The sequence below is a fragment of the Polyangiaceae bacterium genome (assembly GCA_020633205.1).
Lineage (GTDB): Bacteria > Myxococcota_A > Polyangia > Polyangiales > Polyangiaceae > JAHBVY01.
Genome location: JACKEB010000019.1, coordinates 124,721 through 144,905 on the forward strand (window position 1 = coordinate 124,721; position 20,185 = coordinate 144,905).

Annotated in this window: 16 protein-coding genes; 5 read left to right on the top strand and 11 right to left on the bottom strand. The window is 63.2% G+C overall.

What is annotated here, in order from left to right:
* Positions 1-110: 110 nt before the first annotated feature.
* The 6 genes from H6718_30290 to H6718_30315 all read right to left on the bottom strand — a co-directional run bounded on the left by H6718_30290 (position 111) and on the right by H6718_30315 (position 7,446).
* Complete coding sequence (locus tag H6718_30290) at positions 111-1,595, bottom strand: VWA domain-containing protein (protein MCB9589743.1); 1,485 nt, start codon at positions 1,593-1,595, stop codon at positions 111-113.
* A gap of 125 nt (positions 1,596-1,720) precedes the next feature.
* Positions 1,721-3,118, bottom strand: coding sequence for a hypothetical protein (locus H6718_30295; protein ID MCB9589744.1), 1,398 nt, complete (start codon positions 3,116-3,118; stop codon positions 1,721-1,723).
* A 139-nt stretch (positions 3,119-3,257) separates the two neighbouring features.
* Positions 3,258-4,436, bottom strand: a complete 1,179-nt coding sequence (locus tag H6718_30300) for an ABC transporter permease (GenBank protein MCB9589745.1) — start codon at positions 4,434-4,436, stop codon at positions 3,258-3,260.
* Between the two features lie 51 nt (positions 4,437-4,487).
* Positions 4,488-5,696, bottom strand: a complete 1,209-nt coding sequence (locus H6718_30305) for an FtsX-like permease family protein (protein ID MCB9589746.1) — start codon at positions 5,694-5,696, stop codon at positions 4,488-4,490.
* Positions 5,693-6,424, bottom strand: coding sequence for an ABC transporter ATP-binding protein (locus tag H6718_30310; protein MCB9589747.1), 732 nt, complete (start codon positions 6,422-6,424; stop codon positions 5,693-5,695). The genes H6718_30305 and H6718_30310 overlap by 4 nt, the downstream gene beginning before the upstream one ends.
* Positions 6,421-7,446 (bottom strand): efflux RND transporter periplasmic adaptor subunit, encoded by a 1,026-nt coding sequence (locus tag H6718_30315; GenBank protein MCB9589748.1) that lies wholly within the window; start codon positions 7,444-7,446, stop codon positions 6,421-6,423. The genes H6718_30310 and H6718_30315 overlap by 4 nt, the downstream gene beginning before the upstream one ends.
* A gap of 207 nt (positions 7,447-7,653) precedes the next feature.
* Here H6718_30315 and H6718_30320 point away from each other — a divergent pair, with 207 nt between their 5' ends.
* Complete coding sequence (locus H6718_30320) at positions 7,654-8,769, top strand: MarR family transcriptional regulator (protein MCB9589749.1); 1,116 nt, start codon at positions 7,654-7,656, stop codon at positions 8,767-8,769.
* Between the two features lie 175 nt (positions 8,770-8,944).
* Here H6718_30320 and H6718_30325 read toward each other — a convergent pair whose 3' ends face one another.
* From H6718_30325 to H6718_30335, 3 genes are all read right to left on the bottom strand, one after another.
* Positions 8,945-10,270: a hypothetical protein gene (locus H6718_30325; protein ID MCB9589750.1), complete on the bottom strand. Its 1,326-nt coding sequence runs from the start codon at positions 10,268-10,270 to the stop codon at positions 8,945-8,947.
* A 70-nt stretch (positions 10,271-10,340) separates the two neighbouring features.
* Entirely contained in the window at positions 10,341-11,291 is a 951-nt protein-coding gene (locus H6718_30330; protein ID MCB9589751.1) for a c-type cytochrome, read from the bottom strand.
* Entirely contained in the window at positions 11,288-11,968 is a 681-nt protein-coding gene (locus H6718_30335; protein MCB9589752.1) for a c-type cytochrome, read from the bottom strand. The genes H6718_30330 and H6718_30335 overlap by 4 nt, the downstream gene beginning before the upstream one ends.
* A 226-nt stretch (positions 11,969-12,194) precedes the next feature.
* On the opposite strand from H6718_30335, the gene H6718_30340 reads away from it, so the two are divergent.
* Positions 12,195-13,049, top strand: a complete 855-nt coding sequence (locus tag H6718_30340; protein MCB9589753.1) for an MBL fold metallo-hydrolase — start codon at positions 12,195-12,197, stop codon at positions 13,047-13,049.
* A gap of 6 nt (positions 13,050-13,055) precedes the next feature.
* Positions 13,056-14,213, top strand: a complete 1,158-nt coding sequence (locus tag H6718_30345) for a hypothetical protein (GenBank protein ID MCB9589754.1) — start codon at positions 13,056-13,058, stop codon at positions 14,211-14,213.
* Here H6718_30345 and H6718_30350 read toward each other — a convergent pair.
* A complete protein-coding gene (locus H6718_30350; protein MCB9589755.1) occupies positions 14,210-14,395 on the bottom strand; it encodes a hypothetical protein in 186 nt (61 codons plus the stop codon). The genes H6718_30345 and H6718_30350 overlap by 4 nt on opposite strands.
* Positions 14,396-14,531: 136 nt before the next feature.
* Positions 14,532-15,398 carry a Crp/Fnr family transcriptional regulator gene (locus tag H6718_30355; protein MCB9589756.1) on the bottom strand — a complete coding sequence of 289 codons (867 nt, stop codon included), beginning with the start codon at positions 15,396-15,398 and terminating at the stop codon, positions 14,532-14,534.
* A 502-nt stretch (positions 15,399-15,900) separates the two neighbouring features.
* On the opposite strand from H6718_30355, the gene secA reads away from it, so the two are divergent.
* Both secA and H6718_30365 read left to right on the top strand, forming a co-directional pair.
* Positions 15,901-18,978, top strand: a complete 3,078-nt coding sequence (gene secA, locus H6718_30360) for a preprotein translocase subunit SecA (GenBank protein ID MCB9589757.1) — start codon at positions 15,901-15,903, stop codon at positions 18,976-18,978.
* A complete protein-coding gene (locus H6718_30365) occupies positions 18,956-20,161 on the top strand; it encodes a trypsin-like peptidase domain-containing protein (GenBank protein ID MCB9589758.1) in 1,206 nt (401 codons plus the stop codon). The genes secA and H6718_30365 overlap by 23 nt, the downstream gene beginning before the upstream one ends.
* Positions 20,162-20,185: the final 24 nt, after the last annotated feature.

Here is a 20,185-nt window from a genome sequence, read left to right on the forward strand (position 1 = left end):
AACCCCTATTTTTTAGCCACTAGCGCGACCGCCCAAGCTCCGGACCGATGGTCTTTGGCCGCGCCGGCGACGAATCTGCGCGGAAACGACTGCAGGGCGTCTCTAGCGTCTCAGCGTGAGTACGGATTCGCGACCTCTTCCATGCGCTTGGCGGCGGCTTTCTCACCCGACCCGGGCTTCGCTGAGCAATTCATGGCGCACATCAGATCCTCCGGGGCGCATGCACACGCTCTGGCCCTCGCGTTGCGCAATCCGGTCTTGGTCTTCTTGATATCCTGCTCTTGCTTCTTCAGTCGACTCTTGGCTTCGGGGTCGGCGTTTGGCGCCGCTGCGGCCGACGCGACCGCGGCCAAGGCGCTGTCGAGCTTCTTCTCTGCTTCACCGAGGTTGCCGTCCTTGTAAGCCTCGCCTGCCTGCCGCAGCGCCCCCAGGGTATGAGTCCGCTGCATGCGCTCGTTGACGATGGGGTCCATCGAGGTCAGCTGCGCCTCCTGATCGGTGAACTTGACGCCGACATCGAGGTGAGACTTGAGAGGCACCCGTGATTTGCCCTGGGGAATTTTAGCTGAGAGATCGATCCCGATCTGACTCAGCTCTCCGGGCTCGGCTCCGTCCAGTGCCAGGTCGAGCAACAAGGTCTTCTTGTCCCCAGCGGTGAAGGTCCCGAGGGGCACCCGCAGGGTCTGCCCCTGTTGTTGCACTGCGCGGTCGTACACCTGGGTCACCCTCACCCCCTCTGGCAAATTGAGCACCAGTTCGCTCTCCAGTGCCCGCGCGGTGACGAGCTCCGCAAACTCCTTCTGGAAAACCGAGGCGAGTTCCGTCGCGTCCTTGACGAAGTGGTGTCGCCCGTCGGAAGCAGCGGCCAGCTCGGAGAGCACCCGCTCGTCGTAGTCGACATCCACACCGATACTGCTGATGGAGACGTTGTCGAGCTTCGCGCGCACGCCGAGCTGACGCAGATCGTCAAGCTTGGTCAAACCCCGATTGGCCTCGCCATCGCTCAAGAGCAGCACATGGGGCACGCTGCCAACGCTCGACTTGAGCAAGCCAAGCGCGCTCTCGAGGCCGCAGGAGATGCACGTGTCGCCGTGGGTCTGGATGCTCGCCAGCGCCGTCTCGGCACGGCGTCGCCCATCAACGTCAATGCGGGTCGGCGCGAGGATCTGTTCCGCGGAGACGTCGTAAGCGATCACGGTCAAGCGGTCCCCGTCCCGCAGCTCGCTGACCAAACGCCGCGCGGCCGACAACGCCTGGGTAATGCGCTTGCCCTTCATCGACCCCGATCGGTCGATGACCAGCGCGACGTCGAGAGGCAAAGAGGTGTCCACGCCAGGTCGATCTTCTGGGCTGACTTCGATCAGCAGTTGGGTCGACGAAGACTGTCCTGCTGGCAACACCCGCTGCCCAAATCGAGCCTGCACTTGGAGCGGTCCCTTGAGCTCGACCACCTCGGGGGGAGCGACGAACGCATCAGACTGCGCCGCCTGCTCGGCAGCGCTCGCGGTTGCGTCCACGGGAGCCCAAAGCCACGTACAAACGCTGGTAGCCGCCGCACCTACCAGGGACCACCCCACCAATCCTGCAAATCGCATCGTCGGACCCTCCCGCAACCTTGGTTATACGAACACCGAGGCGAGAGGATCCATGGGCGGAAGCACAGATTGTTCCGCCGTCGATCAATCAACGACCAAAAGACCAGGAGCGCGGCGACGTCCGCCTACTTGACCACCGGCGCATCCGAGCAGGTCTGAATTTCCATGATGAGATACATCATGATCTTCTCCTGCAAGGCCAGCTGATAGCTGCCGCTGCTGTCTTCCGTGTGGGTGTGGTAAACCGTGAACAGCACTTTTCCGCAGTGGTAGTCCCAGGACACCGTCGCGGGATTCTCGGTCTGCGGCGCGGGTGTGTCACCGCTCATCCAGACCTTCGGCTTGGCCCTGACCGGTGCGCCGGTGTCATCGACACCAATCTGTCCCTCACCGAGAGCGTAGATGCTGTTCCAAGCTCCCTCGAGCTGGATGGTACCACTGGGGTTCACGCTGGGTAGCGCAAGCCAACCGGCGAAGTCTGGATCCCCAGGGATTCCGATGAAGTCGTACGAGCTATCCCAGTCGTTACAAGTGCCAGGCGAGGTGCTGCTGCCGTCTCCACAGATAGCGTCGGTCTGCCCACCAAAACCGTCACCGCGAACGAAGTAAGACAGGAAGTCGGGCCACACCTGCTCCGCGTAGTCGTAGCTGAAGTCGTCAATGTACAACTTGCCGCCCTCGCGTACGTAGCGCTCGAGGTTCTGCTTTACGCTGCCACCGGTCGGCATATCCGCACCGCACGGAAACACGATCAGGTTGTACTGGCTGAGCTGGGCGTAGTCGTTCATCAGCGTGTCTACCGCGTCAGAAGACAGGTAGTCGGTTTCGTAGAGCTTGATCTCGTTCCCGTAGTCGAACCCGAGCGCGGACCACATCGGCTCTTGGTCCTCATACGCTCCGTCGACGATCGCCACCTTGGGGATGTTGTCTCCGAGGCCTAGCTCGGTGTGATGGGGCAGCGTGGTGATCTCGGGCTTTGCCGCGCTCGGATCCGTAGGCTCCAGATCCATCACGCCAGAACCGTCGTCCACCACCTGGATTTGGCGAACACGGCGGAACTCACCCTTTTGGATCGTCAAGAACCAGGTGCCGGGCGCCAGATCGAGCTCAAACGTGCCGTCTACCGGGTTGGCCAGCACGTTCGGGACGCCGCTGGCGATCTCGACGCACTCATTGCAGTAGAGTGCTTGAGGCAACGGACTCGGCGCATTCGCGAACGCCATCACGGCGGCGCCAGGGATCGGAAAGCGGTTCTCCACGGAAGTGGAGGGAAGGTCAGCGCCCGGACTCCAGATCGTGCCGCGCAGCGTGACCTTCGGTCCGAGGTCAGCGTCGTACCCCCCGCCGCCGACGCCGATGGTGCCGCCTTGGCTGGTGCCCCCAGCGGAACTGCCACCATCGCCCGCACTACCCGAGCTGGCACCGCTCCCACCAACCTTCTTCTCGCTGCCGCCCGACGCGCTGCATGCGGCGATGCTCAGGACAGTACCCAGGGTGACCAACGCGAAGGATCGTTTAGACATGAAGCACTCCGATGGAGGGGGGAGAAAATGAAATTGCCCTCCTATCAGAAAGCCAGAGTCTGAGTCTCGCTCTACTCCGATTCCCGCGGTACTGGCCAACCGCGCGACGTCGAACGGTAGGCCGTTCGGTTCGAAAGCTTCACGCCCTGAGAGCGTCCAACGGCCGCAGCCACGCCGCACGGAGCGCCGGGGCAATCCCTCCGACCAGCCCCATCGCGGCGCCGAAGACCAGCGCTTGAAAAAGCACACCGAACGAGGGGTCGAAACCAAACACCACCTCCGACCAGCTGCTCTGGTTCATCATGGAAACTTCCACCCATTTCAAAGGCAGAGCACACACGACGCCGAGCGTCGCCCCGCCTAGGGTCAGCGCGCACGACTCGAGTAGAAACCCAGCCAATATTTTTCCACGCGAAAAACCGAGCGCCCGCAGGGTGCCAATTTCTCGCGAGCGCGAGGCTACCGCCCCGTGCATCGTGATCGCGGCGCCAAGCATCGCGGCGATCGCGAACATCGCCGATACCAGCGTGCCGAGCACGCGGATGAAGCTCGACAAACCGCTGGCCTGAGCCTCCAGAAACAGCGCCTCCGAGGTCACATCCAGACCGAGGCGGCGGTCGCTCTCGACTGCCTCGCGAAAGGCTCCAAGTTCGCTCGCGGAACTCAGCTCGACACGCACCGACGACGCCAAACCGGTTCGGCCGAAGGCTGCGCGCGCGGTCTCCAAGTCGACCCACAGCTCCGACTCAGCAGAGTCTCCTGGAGCGCGAAACACTCCAACGACGTGAACCGGTCGATTCTTGCCCAGGAGCACCTCCCCCCCAACCCCATCGGGTTGAACCTCGAGGCCTTCGAAGTGACCGACCACCCGTTGACCGACGATCGCTTCGTCGCTACCAGGTCGAGGAAACCGCCCGGAAACAAGACTAAGGGTTGGGCGCAACCCGAAGGCTCGCTCCCCCACTCCACGCACGGTGAGGTTGCTGATGCCGCTCTCGTCCGTCTTCTGCAAGGCGATCACGCTCACCAGCTCAGGGCTCACGTTGGGTTCACCCCACGGCGCCGCGACGCCGGGCGCCGCGCGCAGGGCCTGAACTGCGGCAGTATCCACGCTCGACGCAAGCTCAGAGTCGCTTCCGGAGCGCAAGACGATAGCCACATCCTCACGCCCCCCGCTGGACATTGCGCGTTCCGCCCCACGCGCCAGCATCAGCGCGCCTGCCAAGACGAAGGTCACCAACGCGACGCCACCCAGCGTTGCCAAGGAGGTCAGCCGACGCACGAACAAGCTGCGCAAATTGTACAGGATCGCAACCATGATTCTTCTCCCTGCTCGTTACCACACGGATCTAATCGTCAACACGTTGAGTCAACTCACCCGACTCAGAGCCGCCCCGACTGGAAGCCTGGAACTGGACCACGCGGGAACCAGCCCGGCGAGCAACCCCAGCAACACGGACAGCACGCCAGCCCCCAGCAGCGTCGCGGGGCGCACCTCAAATATCGGAAAGAACTGAGACATGTTCTGCTCGAAGAACTGCCCGATCCCGAAGTCGATGATGACCAGCGCCACGGCGATGCCGACGCTCACGCCAATCAAGGACAAGTAGATTGCTTCGAGCAAGATCAGTCTCAACACATCGCCTGGGCTGAAGCCGAGCGCCCTGAGGCTCGCGTATTCCCGAATTCGCTCCCGCACGGAAAGACCCATGGCATTCGCCAGCACGAGCAGCACAATCACCAGGATCGCGTAAGACAACACCGTAACGACATCGAGCACCGTAGACACCATGCCAAGAAAGCCAGAAACGAAGGCGCGCTCATCCTGGGTCAGGGTCTGCACGTCCGAGTCGGCGAAAAGCGAGTCGACAGCCCTCGCCGTTGCTTGAGGATCTGCACCGGGCGGCGTGCGACTGACGAGCCACCCAACCTGGTCGCGATCCCTCGCGGGTAGTGCTTCGTTCAGTCGCTCATAACGAAACACGAAGCTCTGGGTGTCCACCGCTCGCGAGCGCGAGCCATACACGCCCGCCACACGGAAAGACCACGGGTTGCCATCGGCGCTCGGATAGATCGGGCTCTGCAAGCTCACGCTGTCCCCCACCTTCAATCCCAGCTTGCGCGCGAGCCCTTCGCCGATGATCGCGGCATCCAGGTTCTGACGAAAGTCGCTCAGCGCTTCAGGGCTGAGCTCGACCTCTTCGTACACGTCGAAATAGCTCTCCGCGTCCACCGCGACCGACTGAAAGAACTCGTGCTCGTGGTTCGGCTCGCGGCCCCCAAACCAAACCGCGTACGTAACCCGCTGCACCAGTGGCGCTCCGTCCCCGCCTTTCGCTTCCGTGAGGCGCGAGACGTAGCGTTTCGGCAATGAGAGCACGAAGGTGACCTTGTGCCGCGTGACCAACCTATCCTGCCGCGAGACTTCTTTCGCGCTGTCCCAGGAGCGCTTGGCGGTGTCCAGAGTCATGAATATCAGCACGGAAATACAAACAGCCAGCAACGTCATGCTGAAGCGGGCCTTGTTCCGGGTCACGTTGCGCAAAGCGACGCGCCACAGACTGATGCTTGAGCTCATGTCAGCACTCCCTTGTCCAAGCGACGCACCGCGCGGGCGCACTCCGCCGCCGCTGGGTCATGGGTGACCATCACTATCGTCTTGCCCAGCTCTTCGTTCAGCGCCTGGAACAACGCCAAGATCTCATCGGCGCTCTTGCGGTCGAGGTCGCCCGTTGGCTCGTCGGCGACCAGCAACACCGGGTCGTGTACGATGGCCCGTGCGATCGCGACGCGCTGTTGTTGACCGCCAGAAAGCTCGCTTGGGAGGTGCCGCGCCCGGTCGCTGAGGCCAACGATCTCGAGCGCCAGCTCCGCGCGCCCCCTGCGGTCCTTGCGCGGAACCGGTGTCAACAACAGAGGCAGCTCGACGTTCTCCACCGCGTTGAGCACCGGCAGCAGGTTGTAAGTCTGAAACACGATGCCGAGCTCTCGTGAGCGCCAAGCCGCGAGCGCTGCGTCCCCCAGGCGTTCGAGCGCGGTACCGGCCACTTCGACGCTGCCTTGAGTCGGCCGGTCCAGACCGGAGATCAGGTTCAACAGGGTCGACTTGCCCGATCCCGAAGGTCCCATGAGCGCCTCGAAAGCGCCCCGCGGGATGTCGAGGTCGATGCCGCGAAGCACCTTCACGACCTCGCTGCCGCGCACGTACTCTTTAGTTACCCCACGGATTCGTATCAGGCTCTCCGCTACGTCTGTGTCGCCTACGCCGCCTGAATTTTTGGGGGTGAGTAGCTCTGTTTGCGTCATCGGGGAACTCCTTCATTGCATTCGACCCGCCCCGCCATGGAGGGTCGAAGTTCGAGCTCTCGGCTCGTGACTCGCAGGTAGACCGCGAGGGTCGCCTTCGCACGATCCAGACGGGGGGCCAGGCGTTCGACCTCTGCCTGCACCTGAGCTTCCGGGGCCGCGTCCAGACTGACCGTGCAGCGCTGGCCGAGCGTGACTCGCGCAAGCCTCGCCTCAGCCACGTCGGCCACGACCCGCAGGGAGTGAACGTCGTAGAGCTCGATCACCGGCTCCTGCATCGGGCCCACCAATTGCCCCACGCCTGCCGGCGGGGCCGCGACGACAGCGTCGAACGGTGCGCGGAGAGCGTAGGCGTCGCGTTCGAGTTCGACTCTGACGGTCCGCGCTTCATTCGCCTGCAGCTCGAGCTTTTCTGCTCGGATATTTTTCAGCAACTGCACGCGTTCTGCACGGCGCTGGCGCAGCGTCTCAAGGCTCAAGACGGCGCTCTTCACCAGCCGCGCCTCTTGCGCCAGGCGACGCTCGACCTCTGCTTGCTCTGCCTGTCGCACCGCGAGCTTCGCGCGGTTGGCCCGCGCCTCTGCCTTGGCAACGACGGCGTCTTGTTCTGCCCAGCTGCCGTCCAGATCGATCAACGGGTCCCCAACCTGCACCCGCTGACCTTCTCGCACATGGACTCGGACGATCGGCGCCGTGACGCGCGCGCTCAGACGTACCTGCCGCGTGGCTTCGACGCGTGCCGCGGCCACCCATGCGCTCGCTGCGACGGGCGTGGGTGACGCAACCGGAACGCTAGCTGCAGCCCGAGCCTCGCTCGAAGAGCGAGCTCCGTCGCGGAAGTACCTCACCCCCAACCCCACCGAGGACGCCACGAGTGCCAGACACGCCGCGATCCAGATCGGGCGTGTGCGAGTCCCAGGCCGACCCGCCTTGGTCTCCCTGACTTGCGGCATGAGCGAACGGGATGCGCGCTCGATGCGCAACGCCGCGAGTCGCTGCTTGAGCTGTTGTTCGTCCGCCACCGCCGCCAACCTCCCGCCAATCTCTTAGCCCGTCAGATATCTTAGTTTCTAAACTATTTATCTTAGCCGTCAAAATATTTTACCCGAGAGCGCCTCAAGGTGCTGAAATCCTTGCAAGATCGCTCGCTGCCTGAGCCTCCTCTGCTGACCGAGGCCACCGCTCGGGAGCTAGACCCTGGATATCTCGGTGACTAAACTTCTTGAACGATGAGCAGAAAGCGCCTGGAGGGACCGATCGATCCCGAGCTTGCGAACGACATGCACCGCAAGGCGTCGACCTACACGCTGCTCTTGCACCAGCTGATCGCCGAACACCTGAACCTGAACCCAACGGACCATAAGGTGCTCGACTTCATGCAGAGCTCGGGTCCCGAACCGCCGATGACCGCCGGGCGCCTCGCGGAGATCAGCGGCCTCAGCAGCGGAGCGATCACCGGCGTGCTGGATCGCCTCGAGAAGGGTCGGTTCATTCGTCGCGAGCGAGATCCAAAGGATCGGCGCTCAGTCATCATTCGTTTCCTCCCGGATCGAATTCCCGACCTCGAGTCTGCCTTCGCGCCAATCGGGGAGGCAAATGCCCGGCTCTGGGCGGAGTATTCCCCGAGCGAGCAGGCGCTCATCTACGACTACTTCCAGCGCACCTTCGAGCTGGTGGATAGAGAGGTGGCAAGGCTCAAGGGTACAGCGCCCGTATCCCCGGCGAAGGCGATCTCGGAGTCTGACTGGGTCGCGCCTCGGGGGGACACGCAGCGCGGCACCCTGGATTTCACCAACGGCATGAGTCGACTGCTGCTGACTAGCGGCTCCGACACGGAGCTCGCGCGCGCCAGCTTCGACGGCGAAGCTCCAAAGCTCGAACACCGCGAGGAACTGATACGCGTTCGCTACCCGCGCTCGCTGCTCGCGCTGCTCAAGTCGAAGCCGAAGCGGGGAGAGATCCGCCTATGCCGTGCGGTACCCTGGCAGCTACAAGTCAACGGCGGGGCAACGGAGCTGGAGTGCGCGTTTCGTGAGCTTCAACTTGAACACTTCAAGCTCCGCGGCGGCGCCCAGCGACTGACCCTCGATCTTGGGGTGCCAGCCGCCCGCGTTCCAATCGAAATCCAGGGGGGAGCGCAGCAATTGAGCGTGGTGCGCCCCGCGTCGAGCGCGATCCGTTTGCGCGTGGACGGTGGCGCAACCAAGGTGGAACTCGACACACTGAAACTCGGGGCCGTCGGTGGGGAGCTTCAGTGGGCGACGCCTGGGCTGAACGAAACGCAACCGTTTTATGACATTCATGTGCACGGCGGGTGCGTCGGGTTGGCATTGTCGTCGAGCTGAGCGCAGGGCGCGCTACCCAACCTAGAGGCGTTCAGCTAGCGTCTTGTCTCCGTAGTTCGCTGCAAAACTCGCCCGCCCCCTCGGGGTGTGGGCACGCGAGTTTTGCGCCTTCGCGCTACTTTTGAGACGAGGAAACGCTGTGTTGATTTGTTCAGCGAATCACAGATTCGCCTCACTAGTACCTCACCGTCGCCTGCACGCTGAGCTTCGGCGCTACGGTGTCCACGATGCGCTTCGCGTCGGGGCTACCGTCTGGGGCGGAGATGTCACGCCAGGCGTAGTTCAGGGCGACCTTGGCTTTGGCGTCGAGGAAGTACTGGGCGCCGATGACCACTTCCGTGAAGATACGGCGCGGAGCCTCCTCGTCATACTGTTGGTCCAGGCGGTTGAAGCCCAAGTCGAGCTCGAGCGGTTCGACCACTCTCGCTCCGAACAAGAACGTCCCTCCCCAGGCTTTTGCGTCCGGAGCGACTGCCACAGGATTACCCGGGAAGGGTGGAGCAGCGCCGGTAGGCAGCGCTCCCTTCGCCCACACCGCCTCGGTACGCAGCCTCAGCCAGTCCCACATGAACTGCGCGCCTCCGCCGGCGCGGAGGCGGTCCACTCGCTGCGTGTCGCTGTAGTGGCGCGAGCCTTCGAGGCCCCAAGCGAATAGCGCAAGCTCGTTGCGGTCTGGCTTGAACTCTTGCTGAGGCTTCGGCAGCCAAGCGAGCTGCACTCGCCCACCGACGTCCTTCGCGTCGTCCTCGTCGATGGCTCTCGCCTTGCCGTTCGTCACGCTCAGCGCGTAGCTCAAACGCAGCTGATTGCTGAAGGAGACGGTGTCGAACAGCATGACGCCGATGTCTCGGAACGAGTACGCGGCGCCAGTCTGCACGCCTTCATCGATTGCCCGTTCCTGCAGCAGGCGAGCCGCAACAACGGAGAAATCGATGAGGTCCGTGGTGATGTGAAAGGCCTCGAGGGTCTCGTCCATCGTCGCGAGCTTGAACTGTCCCGCACGGAAACGCGGTCCCCAGGGAGAGCTATAGGTAGCCGAGCCGTCCATCAACGCGGGTCCGTCGCTGGTGGAGGCGTTCTGGCCGGCGTCCACCGTGGCAAGGTAGGTCACCGCGCCCTCCGTCTTCGGAATCGTGCCGCGGATCCCAAGGCGCAGGCGACGCACGCCGAAGGCGCTCTGGGTGTCGTCTCCCGAGAGCACGTTGAAGGCTGCATGACGCCCCTCGTAGGCCTGCAGCCCTGGGCTCTGTAGACCAGTCACTTTGTCGGGGAACAGCACCGCCTGGTAGAGCGGCTGAATGAAGAACACCGGGCGGATCGCCTCCTCCTCCTTGGCCGTCACCTCGGTGCCATGAAGCATCATCCAATCGGTGGCATGGGCAGGCTTCGGAAGGGCGAACACACTGGCAGCGCCAAGCAGCGCGAAGCCAAGTTGGGCTCGACTGGAGCGCTTCACTCGACGCGGGCGGGCATGCAGCAACGCCGGTTTGTTCTGGATCATACTTCTAGTTTTCTGCTGACAAAGTTCGTTTTTGGGGGGAGGTCAAGCGTCGCCCTACCCCGTGGATGGTCTAGCGCGCCGCCAGATGTTTCTTCACGGATACGCCTTCTCCCAAAACATGACCGTCGACTTCGTCTCCATAGGTACACTTCTCGTCGTGATACCTCGCATCCGCGTCGGCGATGGAACCCTTGGCGCGGGGGTCCTTCGGGCGTTCGTGGCTGTTGATGTAGAGCGCGACGTCCCACGCTTCCTGGTTGCTCAACGAGTCGCCTTTGCCGTAAGGCATGTTGGCCTTGATGAAGCCCGCAGCTGTGTTCACTCGGTGCATGCCCGCGCCCCAGTTGTAGGAGTCAGGTCCCCAGAGGGGCGGGAAGGCGTATTCGCCGCTCTTGAGCTTCGTGCCTTCACCGTTTGCACCGTGGCAGAGCGCGCAGCTGCTCTGATAGATGCTCTCACCGCGGGCGTAGCTCGGCTTGGCTGACGGCTTCGGCAGATCGGGGTAGCCACGCCCCGGATAATCGGCGCCCTGAGAGACTCCCTTCGCGAGCCACGCCATATAGGTTTGGAGATCCACGAGGATCGGATCGTTTGGCGGCGGTGCATGCCCACGCTTACTGGCAGGCGCATTCATCGAGTAGGTGAAACAACCTCGCAGGCGCTCGTCCATCGTGTTCACGTGGCCGTTCTTCTTGCGATAGGCGGGGTACATACCCCAGGCCGCCCAGAGCGGTCCTGAGTTCGCCTTGCGCCCGTCGTCGAGGTGACAGTTGCGACAGCTCATGCCGTTACCGACATACTCGCTGGCGTACTTCCCGGTGTCGTGAAAGATCGCCTCTCCTCTCCGCACGGAATCTCCTTGGGCACCTGCGGGGACGGCATCACGCGGTGGGGAGACGAAGTACTTGGGCTCTGGCGAACTCTTCGGGGTCGCGCTCGGTTCCTCGGTTGCGCTCGGCTGACGCTCTGGAGCGCCACACGCGAGCAGTAAAAGCGGTAGAGCCAATAGAATGCGCTTCATTGCGAATCCTCCACGGGTAGGGAGGCGAAGTACGCAGCAGCGGCCCGCATGTCTTCCTCGGTCATGCGAGCGGCGATGCCGCTCATCAACTTCAGCGGTTCGCCGATCCGCTCCCCGCTCTTCCACTGAGCGAGCTGGGCCTCGGTGTAGCTTGGATGCTGACCGGCGAGCGCTGGAAAGTTCACGCCAACCCCCACCCCACCTGGGCCATGACAGCTCTCACAAGGCGGGATCTCCCGGTCCCAAGCTCCGTGCTGTGCGAGTGTCTTTCCGCGCGCAACCAGACTTGCATCGGCTACCGCGTTGCTCTTGGTCCTCAGTGACGCGTAGTACTCACTCACCGCCCCTCGCTCAGCATCAGTGAGCGCCGCGGCGACTGGAGACATCAAGTCGTTCTTGCGTTGCTTGGCTTGGAAGTGCTTGATCTGCTGCTCGAGGTAGGCCGCGTCCAACCCCGCAAGCCGTGGAAAGTTCGCACCTGCCAGGCCCGCGCCGTCTTCCCCGTGGCAGGTCTTGCACGCCACCACACCCTTCGGGTTGCCCTCCGTGGCGAGCTTCTTTCCCAGTGTCAGCCTATCCTCCTCCGCGTGAGCGCTACCCACGACGAGCGCCAGTAGCGACGCGAGAGCTCCCAACAGCACTCGGGGGCGATAGAGGCGAACTCTGGAGTGCGACATAAGTGCCCACCAAGCAACCCGCGTACCAATGGACATTTCTGGGTCTTTTCGCGGGAATTTCTAGATTTCGCTACACCTTGCAACGGCGACCCTGGAACGCGTGAAACACTACGAAACACCACGCCGGAGCGGAGCCAAGACAGCTCGCCTCTCCCCCCAAGATCCACGCGGAAAGGGATGCCGGTGACTAGCCAGCGTGCCGGGAGATCCTGATACTCTGCGCGCCATGCGCACGCACTCCCTGGTTCTGAGCCTGCTCACCGCAGCGTGGTTAGTAGGCTGCAACAACACGACACCGCCTAGCACTCAGCCCAGTGCGGAGACTCCCAAGACAGCGAGCGCGAAACCAGAGCCGAGCACCGCGCCAACCGTGACTGCTGCGACCGACGGCGCGAAGGTCACGGACACCCTCGAGACGTCCGCCGGGCCTGTCACCTTCAGCCCGATCTATCACGGGACGCTCGCCATCGGCTTCAAGGGCAAGACCATCGTGGTGGATCCGTATTCCTCTGCTCCCAAGGGCTGGCTGCCAAAAGCCGACTTGGTGCTGATCACGGATATCCATCCGGACCACTACGATCCCAAGGCTATCGAAGAGGTGAAGAAGGACAGCACGATCTTCGTAGCCCCCAAGGTGGTGACGGATAAGCTGGAGGGAGCAAAGCCCCTGGCCAACGGCGAGGAGACGAAGGAACTCGACATTGGCATCCGCGCGGTACCAATGTACAACCTCAAGCGCGGACCAGAAGAAGGCAAGCTCTTCCACGACAAGGGGCGTGGAAACGGCTACGTGCTGACCTTCGGCGACAAGCACGTCTACCTCTCCGGAGACACCGAGTGCACCGATGAGATGAAGGCGCTCAAGGATATCGACTTGGCCTTCGTCTGCATGAACCTGCCGTACACCATGCCCCCGGACGAGGCAGCGGTGTGCATCAAGGCGTTCAAGCCAAAGCTGATCATCCCGTACCACTATCGAGGCAGCGATCTCTCGAAGCTGGAGACTGCCCTCGAAGGTACGGAAGGCGTGAAGCTCGAGAAGCGAGACTTCTACGTGGGCGGAGAAGAAAAGAAGAAGTAGCACCCCGTGCTCCGCGTCCTCGCCTACCTGTGGGGCGCCCTGCTGTTGCTCGGGATGGGGTGGGGCCTCGCCGATCTCTCACTGAGCGAAGAGGCCGCCCTCACCTATCAGCGCTCCATCTGTGAGGGGAGCGAATGCACTTACTCACAAGCCACGGCCGGCCGCTATCCGAGGCCTTGGAACGTCACCTGCCGCTTCGCTCACCCGAAGAGCGGGCGCAAGTTCCCGGGCCACGCCAGCACGTTCGCCGACCGCGACCAAGCCGCAAGCTATGGTGGGACCACCCGCTATTGCTGGATCGACGCGGCAGGCAACGACGTGCGACTCGAGCCTGGCTCCAAGGGATTGGTCGCCCTCGGGGCGCTCGGGGTGGTGTACGTGCTCGCTTGCTTTGGCGGATTTCTGATGCTGGCGGGACGGGACTTCCGTGCCCACCGGCCAGCGAGGCCGCTGGCCGATCCTCCAGAGTGGCTGCCTGAGTCTCTGCGCACCCCACCTCGGCGGATCCACTGGGAGGAAGCGCCGGGAGCGATGCCGCAGGGCAACGCTGAAACAGCGCTAGGGTTTCGGCTAGTACCAGACTCTGGCGGCAACTTGGTATCCCTGTTCGTCGTCATGCTAGCGGTGCTCGGTGTGTTTTTGACCACGATCTTCGTGTTGATTGGCGACAAGGCGCACCCCATCTTCTGGGTGCTCGGCGTCCCCATCATCGCGGTGGTTCAGCTAGCGTTCGGAGGCTTCATCTTCAGCTTCTTCTTCGAGCCGCTGCGACTGGAGCTCGACGCCGATCGGGTCTTCCTCGGCAGCCGACCCATCCCATCCAACGTTGATGAAGACATCCGCGAGGTAACGGTACACCCGGACCGCTGGGCGAATCGTCGCTGGAACGTCAGCGTGAACGGAACGTCCCTGTTAGACTGCCAGCCGGGGCCAACTCGAACTCAAGCGATGTGGCTCGGTGAACTGATCGTCGCTTGGGCGAACCGGCGGCGCACCGACCTGCTCGAGCTCAGGCTCAGTGAGACACCACCGCCTCGCCCGCTGAGCAGGCTCGAGCGGCAGGCGCGCGCCGAGCGGCGCGCACAGCGAGAGCACGAGCGGCGCCAGCAGCGACGGCTACAAAAGCGCCGCCGACGGCTCGAGGAGGTTGGTGAGCCCGACTAGTCATCATCGGTATCCCGCGCCAGCTCGCCACTTGGAGCATCCGGCAACACTGGGGGGCGATCCAGCGTGATCCCCTTGGACTTAGCGTACTCGAGAACGTGGCGCAGGCTCCTCTCGTAGAGGTCCCGTTCGCGAGCGTCGTCCTCGTCGCCGTCTTCCAGCTCCTCACGATGGGGTTTCACGCCGCGCGCGATCTCCCGCGCGAGCTCAGAGCGCCTAACCTACGCTTGCTGAGCTTAGGCCGAGGTTAGTCCACCCGGCGCGAACGAGGCGCGTCGAGCAATGCCAGGTCGAGCAATGCCTATCCACGCGGATTCGCTACAGCACCACGTCGAGCATCTGCAACTTGGTGAGGTGCCGGTCGAGCGCGATGGCGTACTCGTCGATCAAGGGGTCCAAGTCGACAACCACCTCGCTGCTGTTCGCGTTGTCCACGGTGCCGCTCAGCGGTAGCTCGACGTCCGGCGCGACCAGCACGCCAGTCCAGGTGTCACCGTTCTCCAGCTGGTTCTGTGTACAAGCCAGGATCAAGCGCTCGTTGCTGATCGCCTTCACCTTGCGCAGGCTCCCGTCGTCCAAGCGCACACGCGTCTCGAGGGCGCTGCTCGGCTCGACTACGTAGTGCCCCTTCTTGTTCTGCTCGATCAACGCATCCAGCTCCTCGAAGAGCTGATCGTGAAGGGGCGTATCGTCGCTCTCCAAGAGCGCTTCGCGCATCCGCTTCATCGCTTTCTGCGTGGAAATCAAGTTCGAGCGCATCTCCTCCAACCGACGCTGATCCCGGCGCACCTTCGAGGCAACCACCCGGAGCAGGTTGTGGTGGAAGGGGAACGCGACGTCGCCGTGGGCCTCGAAGAACTGCATCAACTTGTCGAAGCTCGCTCCGAGCAACGTCACGTCAGTCTTCGCGACGGCCGTCATGCTGCGCTTCGTTTGTGTCACGGCACCGAGCTCGCCTACGGGCGCCACCGGCTCGAGCACGAAGACTTCGGTCTCTCCGTCCAAGAGCGATACCTGCCCTTCGACCAGTAGCTCGAAGCGCTCCGAGACTTTGCCTGCGCGAAAAGCCACCTCGCCGGAGTGCAGCCGCCGTTCACTGAGCGCACCGATCAGCTCACTCAGGTGAGCCTCGGTCATCTCCGCGAATAGAGGGATGCGTTGCAGATCGGCGGGGGACACACTCATCAGGAACTCCTCCGCTCGCTGGGTGGGCGCGGCGAGCCGCGGGTGCGAGCGGACGGATAGCCTACCTGAGCGCTCAGGCAGCGCGCCCTTAGATCCACGCAGGCTCCGCGCGTGGTGCGCAGTGCTCTCTCCCCCCCGAAAGAAGCCACCGAGGGACGGCCAGCGCCTTCCCCCATAGCCAAGCTAAGTCCAACGAATGCGTATCTTTTTCCGGTTTTTGGGGGGAGGACCAGCGGGCCAGTCACCCAAACTCGGCCAAAGGGGGCTCAGAAACCGCATGCGGCGGGCTCCCGACCCTGGCATGGCCCGGCCGCTGGTACTACTTTGAGCGCCTTCAATGGGCCGAGTCGTTTGACCAGCACGAAGCGCGAGCGAGCCTGAAACTCAGCTCCGCTCCGGAGTCACGACTAGACCGGCAGGGCACCTCGACCGAGCAAGCTGCTTGGTCTCGAGGGCTTCGGCGATTAGAGAGCGACCACACAGCGACAACAGAGAGAACGCGATGCTGACCTGGGTAGCCAAGAAGTTGTTCGGCACGGCCAATGACCGCGCCATCAAGAAGAGCCGTCCGAAGGTGGACCTCATCAACGCCATGGAGCCGGCGCTCAAGAAGCTGAGCGACGCCGAGCTTCAGGCCAAGACCGCCGAGTTCAAGGAGAAGCTCGACAACGGGGCGAGCCTCGACGACATCCTGGTCGAGGCCTTCGCCGTCTGCCGCGAGGGCGGTCGCCGGGTGCTCAACATGCGGCACTACGACGTGCAGCTGATGGGCGGCATGGTGCTCCACAACGGCTCCATCGCCGAGATGCGAACCGGTGAAGGCAAGACGCTCGTCGCCACCTTGCCCATCTACCTCAACGCACTCGAGGGCAAGGGCGTCCACCTGATCACGGTGAACGACTACCTGGCGACCCGCGACGCCGAGTGGATGGGGCGGCTCTACAACTTCCTCGGGTTGTCGATCGGGACGATCGTCAACAACCAGAGCGACCGCGAGAAGCGCGACTCGTACAAGCGCGACATCTGCTACGGCCAGAACAACGAGTTCGGCTTCGACTACCTGCGTGACAACATGAAGTTCTCCGCGCTGGACTACGCCCAGCGCAAACTGAACTTCGCGATCGTCGACGAGGTTGACTCGATCCTGATCGACGAAGCGCGTACTCCCCTCATCATCAGCGGCGCCCAGGAGAGCGCCAGCGACAAGTACCGGCACCTCAACGAGCTGATGCCGGGCCTGCGCCTCGATGAGCACTACATGGTCGACGAGAAGGGCTGGAGCGTGACCCTCACCGACGAAGGTGTAGAGCTGGCTCAGCAGCTGATCGGTATCGACAACCTGTACGACCCGAAGAACCTCGAGACGCTGCACATCCTGAACCAGCTGCTGCGCGCACACACGCTGTACAAGCGCGACCAGCACTACATGGTGAGCCGCGACGGCAAGGTGATGATCATCGACGAGTTCACCGGCCGCGTGCTGGCAGGGCGTCGCTGGAGCGACGGCTTGCACCAAGCGGTGGAAGCCAAGGAGAACGTGCCGATTCAGGAAGAGAGTCGCACCATGGCGACCATCACCTTCCAGAACCTGTTCCGCCTCTACAACAAGCTGGCGGGCATGACGGGTACGGCGCAGACGGAAGCCGCGGAGTTCCACTCCACGTATGAGCTCGACGCCGTCGCCATCCCGACGAACCGGCCCATCCAGCGTCAGGACGATGAAGACGTCGTCTACAAGACGGAGCGCGAGAAGTTCACCGCGGTGATCAACGAGATCCTGGAGTACTCCGAGGCGGGCCGCCCGGTGCTCGTCGGTACGACCAGCGTCGAGAAGAGCGCTGCGATCAGCCGCATCCTCAAGAAGAAGAAGATCAGTCACAGCGTGCTGAACGCCAAGCAGCACGAGAACGAGGCGTACGTCGTCGCTCAGGCGGGTCGCAAAGGCGCCATCACGGTGTCCACCAACATGGCGGGTCGTGGCACCGACATCTTGCTCGGCGGAAACGCCGAGATGATCGCGCGCCTGGACTTCAAGGAGTCGAACCGTCTCCCCGAGGCAGAGCCCGAAGAGTTCGCCCAGCTAGTCAAGAAGTACGAGAAGCAGTGCAAGATCGAGCACGACGAAGTGCTCGAGGCGGGCGGCCTGCACATCATCGGTACTGAGCGCCACGAGTCGCGTCGTATCGACAACCAGCTGCGCGGCCGCGCTGGCCGTCAAGGCGACCCCGGTTCGAGCCGCTTCTACCTGTCTCTCGAAGACGACCTGATGCGCATCTTCGCCGGCGACCGCGTGAAGACGCTGATGGATCGCATGGGCATGCCCGACGACGAACCCATCGAGCACCCGTGGGTCACGAAGAGCGTCGAGAACGCTCAGCGCAAGGTCGAGGAGCGCAACTTCGACATCCGCAAGAACCTCCTCGAGTACGACGACGTCATGAACGCCCAGCGTAAGACGGTGTACTCGCTGCGGCAGTCGCTGCTCCTCGGTCGCTATGAGCCCGAGGAGATCGACGAGACGGGCAAGCCGACTGGCGACGCCCGCAAGATCCCCACGGATGAGAGCATCAAGGAGAAGGTGGCTCCGGTCATCTCTCAGCTCGTCAACATGTTCGCCGAAGAGCCGCTGCAGACTCTCGACAAGAACGACGTTCCTCGGCCTCCGAATCGCAAGGAGCTGAAGAAGGTCAAGAAGCTCGTCGAGGTCGAGTCCTTGCAGCACGAGGTCTACCAGATGTGGGGCGTCAAGCTCGAGCTGGAAGGCAGTGCCGCACGGAAGCGCACCCCGCTCGAGACCTACGACGAGCTAGTCGACCTGGTGGCCGTTGGCTTGAGTGAGCAGCGCGAGCGCTTCCTAGATCTCATCGATCGCGTGATCGGCGCGATTGTAGAAGAGAGCTGTCCCCCCAATCGCCAGCCCGAAGACTGGGACTGGAAGAGCATTCACCAAGGCTTCAACGAGCACTTCAAGGAGCCGCTCGCGAAAGACGTGGATGAGATGGGTGAGCGTGAGGCGCTCGTCTGCACCATCTACGAGCGGGCAGAAGCGTCGTACCTCCAACGCGAGGAAGAAATCGGCGTCGAAAACATGCTCCGCTTGTTGCGCCATGTTTACCTCGAGGAAATTGACCGTGCGTGGGTCGATCACCTCTCCAATATGGAGCACTTGCGCGACGGCATCGGGCTACGCGGCTACGGTCAGCGCGACCCGAAGAACGAGTACAAGAAAGAGGGCTACAACCTCTTCGTCAACATGATGGCGCGCGTCTCCAGCAACGTGATTGCGCGAGTCTTCGATGCCCACATCCAGCGCCGCGAGCAGCTCGAGGCCATGGAGCGGGAAGCTGAAGCGCGCCATCAGGCGGAGCTCGAGGCGGCGGTCGCCAAGCACCTTGGAGAGCCCGCCCCCGAAGGCAGCGACCAAGTGGTGGAGCAGCCGCCAGCGCCGCCACCCCAGGCAGCGGCGCCGAAGATTGGTCGCAACGATCCCTGCCCCTGCGGCTCCGGCAAGAAATTCAAGAAGTGCCACGGCGCCGCCCTCGAGGATGATGACGAGGATGACGACGCAGACGCCGCCTGATCTTCGGCCGGGGCGCCGCTTGCTGGCTGCGCTCTTCCCCATCGTACTGTTGCCCGCTGCCGCGTTCATCGCGGCGGCTTGTGGCTCGCCCCCACCGGCCACTCCGGGAAACACCGGTCCGGCGCCGTCAACTTCAGCGTCAGCCTTAACGGCAACGCCCGTCGTCGACAGCGAGCTCGGGCTTTCTCCCGCCGCGGGTATCGAGGACGAGAAGAACACGATCAACGTGTTCCGCAAGGCAGCGCCTTCGACGGTCTTCGTGACTCAGAGTCGAACGGTCGTCGATCCGTCGACCATGCGCTCCACGGACGTGCCCACCGGCTCGGGTACAGGCTTCGTGTGGGACAAGAAGGGCCACATCGTCACGAACTTCCACGTGATCCGCGGCGCGCGCATCTTGAGTGTGCGGTTGTTCGATCAGACCAGCTACGACGCGGTCGTGGTGGGTGTGGAGCCACCGAAGGACATCGCGGTGCTTCGCATCAACGCACCCGAGAAGAGCCTGATCCCGCTGGGACTGCCTCCCGAGAAGTACGATCTCGTGGTCGGCCAGAAGACGATCGCCATCGGTAACCCATTCGGCTTGGATCACACCCTGACCACCGGGGTGATCTCGGCGCTTGGTCGCGATGTGGGCGGCGCCGGCGGCGTCACCATCAAGGACATGATCCAAACCGACGCGGCGATCAACCCCGGTAACTCCGGCGGTCCGCTGCTCAATTCCTCGGGGCAACTCATCGGCATGAACACGATGATCTACTCCGCAAGCGGGTCGAGCGCCGGTATTGGCTTCGCGGTGCCGGTGGGCACCATCCGCCGCGTGGTGCCGCAACTGGTCCAGTTCGGTAAGGTCGAGCAAGTCGGCATCGGCATCGAAATCGATCCCCTGGGCCGCATCGAGCGGCGCTTCGGGATCCGCGGCGTGCTCGTGCTCAAGGCCACTCCGGGTGGCCCGGCCGAACGAGCAGGTGTGAAGGGCGTCTCCCAGGCGCAGAACACCTTCCAGCTCGGCGACGTGATCATCGGCATCGGAGACAAGCCGGTGGAGAGCTACGACGACCTCTACAACGCCCTCGATGGCCTGAAGCCCGGTGGCAAGGTCAAGGTCAAGCTAGTGCGAGGCCTCGGCCGTCCGGATCCTCAAGAGGTGAACCTGGCGATCGAGCTGGTAGTCGTCAACTAGCGCAATTCCCCATGGATATCGCGC

Excerpts from the sequence above, each read along its gene's own strand:
- H6718_30290 (MCB9589743.1), bottom strand. The coding sequence starts at position 1,595 with ATGCGATTTGCAGGATTGGTGGGGTGGTCCCTGGTAGGTGCGGCGGCT.
- H6718_30295 (MCB9589744.1), bottom strand. The coding sequence starts at position 3,118 with ATGTCTAAACGATCCTTCGCGTTGGTCACCCTGGGTACTGTCCTGAGC.
- H6718_30300 (MCB9589745.1), bottom strand. The coding sequence starts at position 4,436 with ATGGTTGCGATCCTGTACAATTTGCGCAGCTTGTTCGTGCGTCGGCTG.
- H6718_30305 (MCB9589746.1), bottom strand. The coding sequence starts at position 5,696 with ATGAGCTCAAGCATCAGTCTGTGGCGCGTCGCTTTGCGCAACGTGACC.
- H6718_30310 (MCB9589747.1), bottom strand. The coding sequence starts at position 6,424 with ATGACGCAAACAGAGCTACTCACCCCCAAAAATTCAGGCGGCGTAGGC.
- H6718_30320 (MCB9589749.1), top strand. The coding sequence starts at position 7,654 with ATGAGCAGAAAGCGCCTGGAGGGACCGATCGATCCCGAGCTTGCGAAC.
- H6718_30325 (MCB9589750.1), bottom strand. The coding sequence starts at position 10,270 with ATGATCCAGAACAAACCGGCGTTGCTGCATGCCCGCCCGCGTCGAGTG.
- H6718_30330 (MCB9589751.1), bottom strand. The coding sequence starts at position 11,291 with ATGAAGCGCATTCTATTGGCTCTACCGCTTTTACTGCTCGCGTGTGGC.
- H6718_30335 (MCB9589752.1), bottom strand. The coding sequence starts at position 11,968 with ATGTCGCACTCCAGAGTTCGCCTCTATCGCCCCCGAGTGCTGTTGGGA.
- H6718_30340 (MCB9589753.1), top strand. The coding sequence starts at position 12,195 with ATGCGCACGCACTCCCTGGTTCTGAGCCTGCTCACCGCAGCGTGGTTA.
- H6718_30355 (MCB9589756.1), bottom strand. The coding sequence starts at position 15,398 with ATGAGTGTGTCCCCCGCCGATCTGCAACGCATCCCTCTATTCGCGGAG.
- secA (MCB9589757.1), top strand. The coding sequence starts at position 15,901 with ATGCTGACCTGGGTAGCCAAGAAGTTGTTCGGCACGGCCAATGACCGC.
- H6718_30365 (MCB9589758.1), top strand. The coding sequence starts at position 18,956 with ATGACGACGCAGACGCCGCCTGATCTTCGGCCGGGGCGCCGCTTGCTG.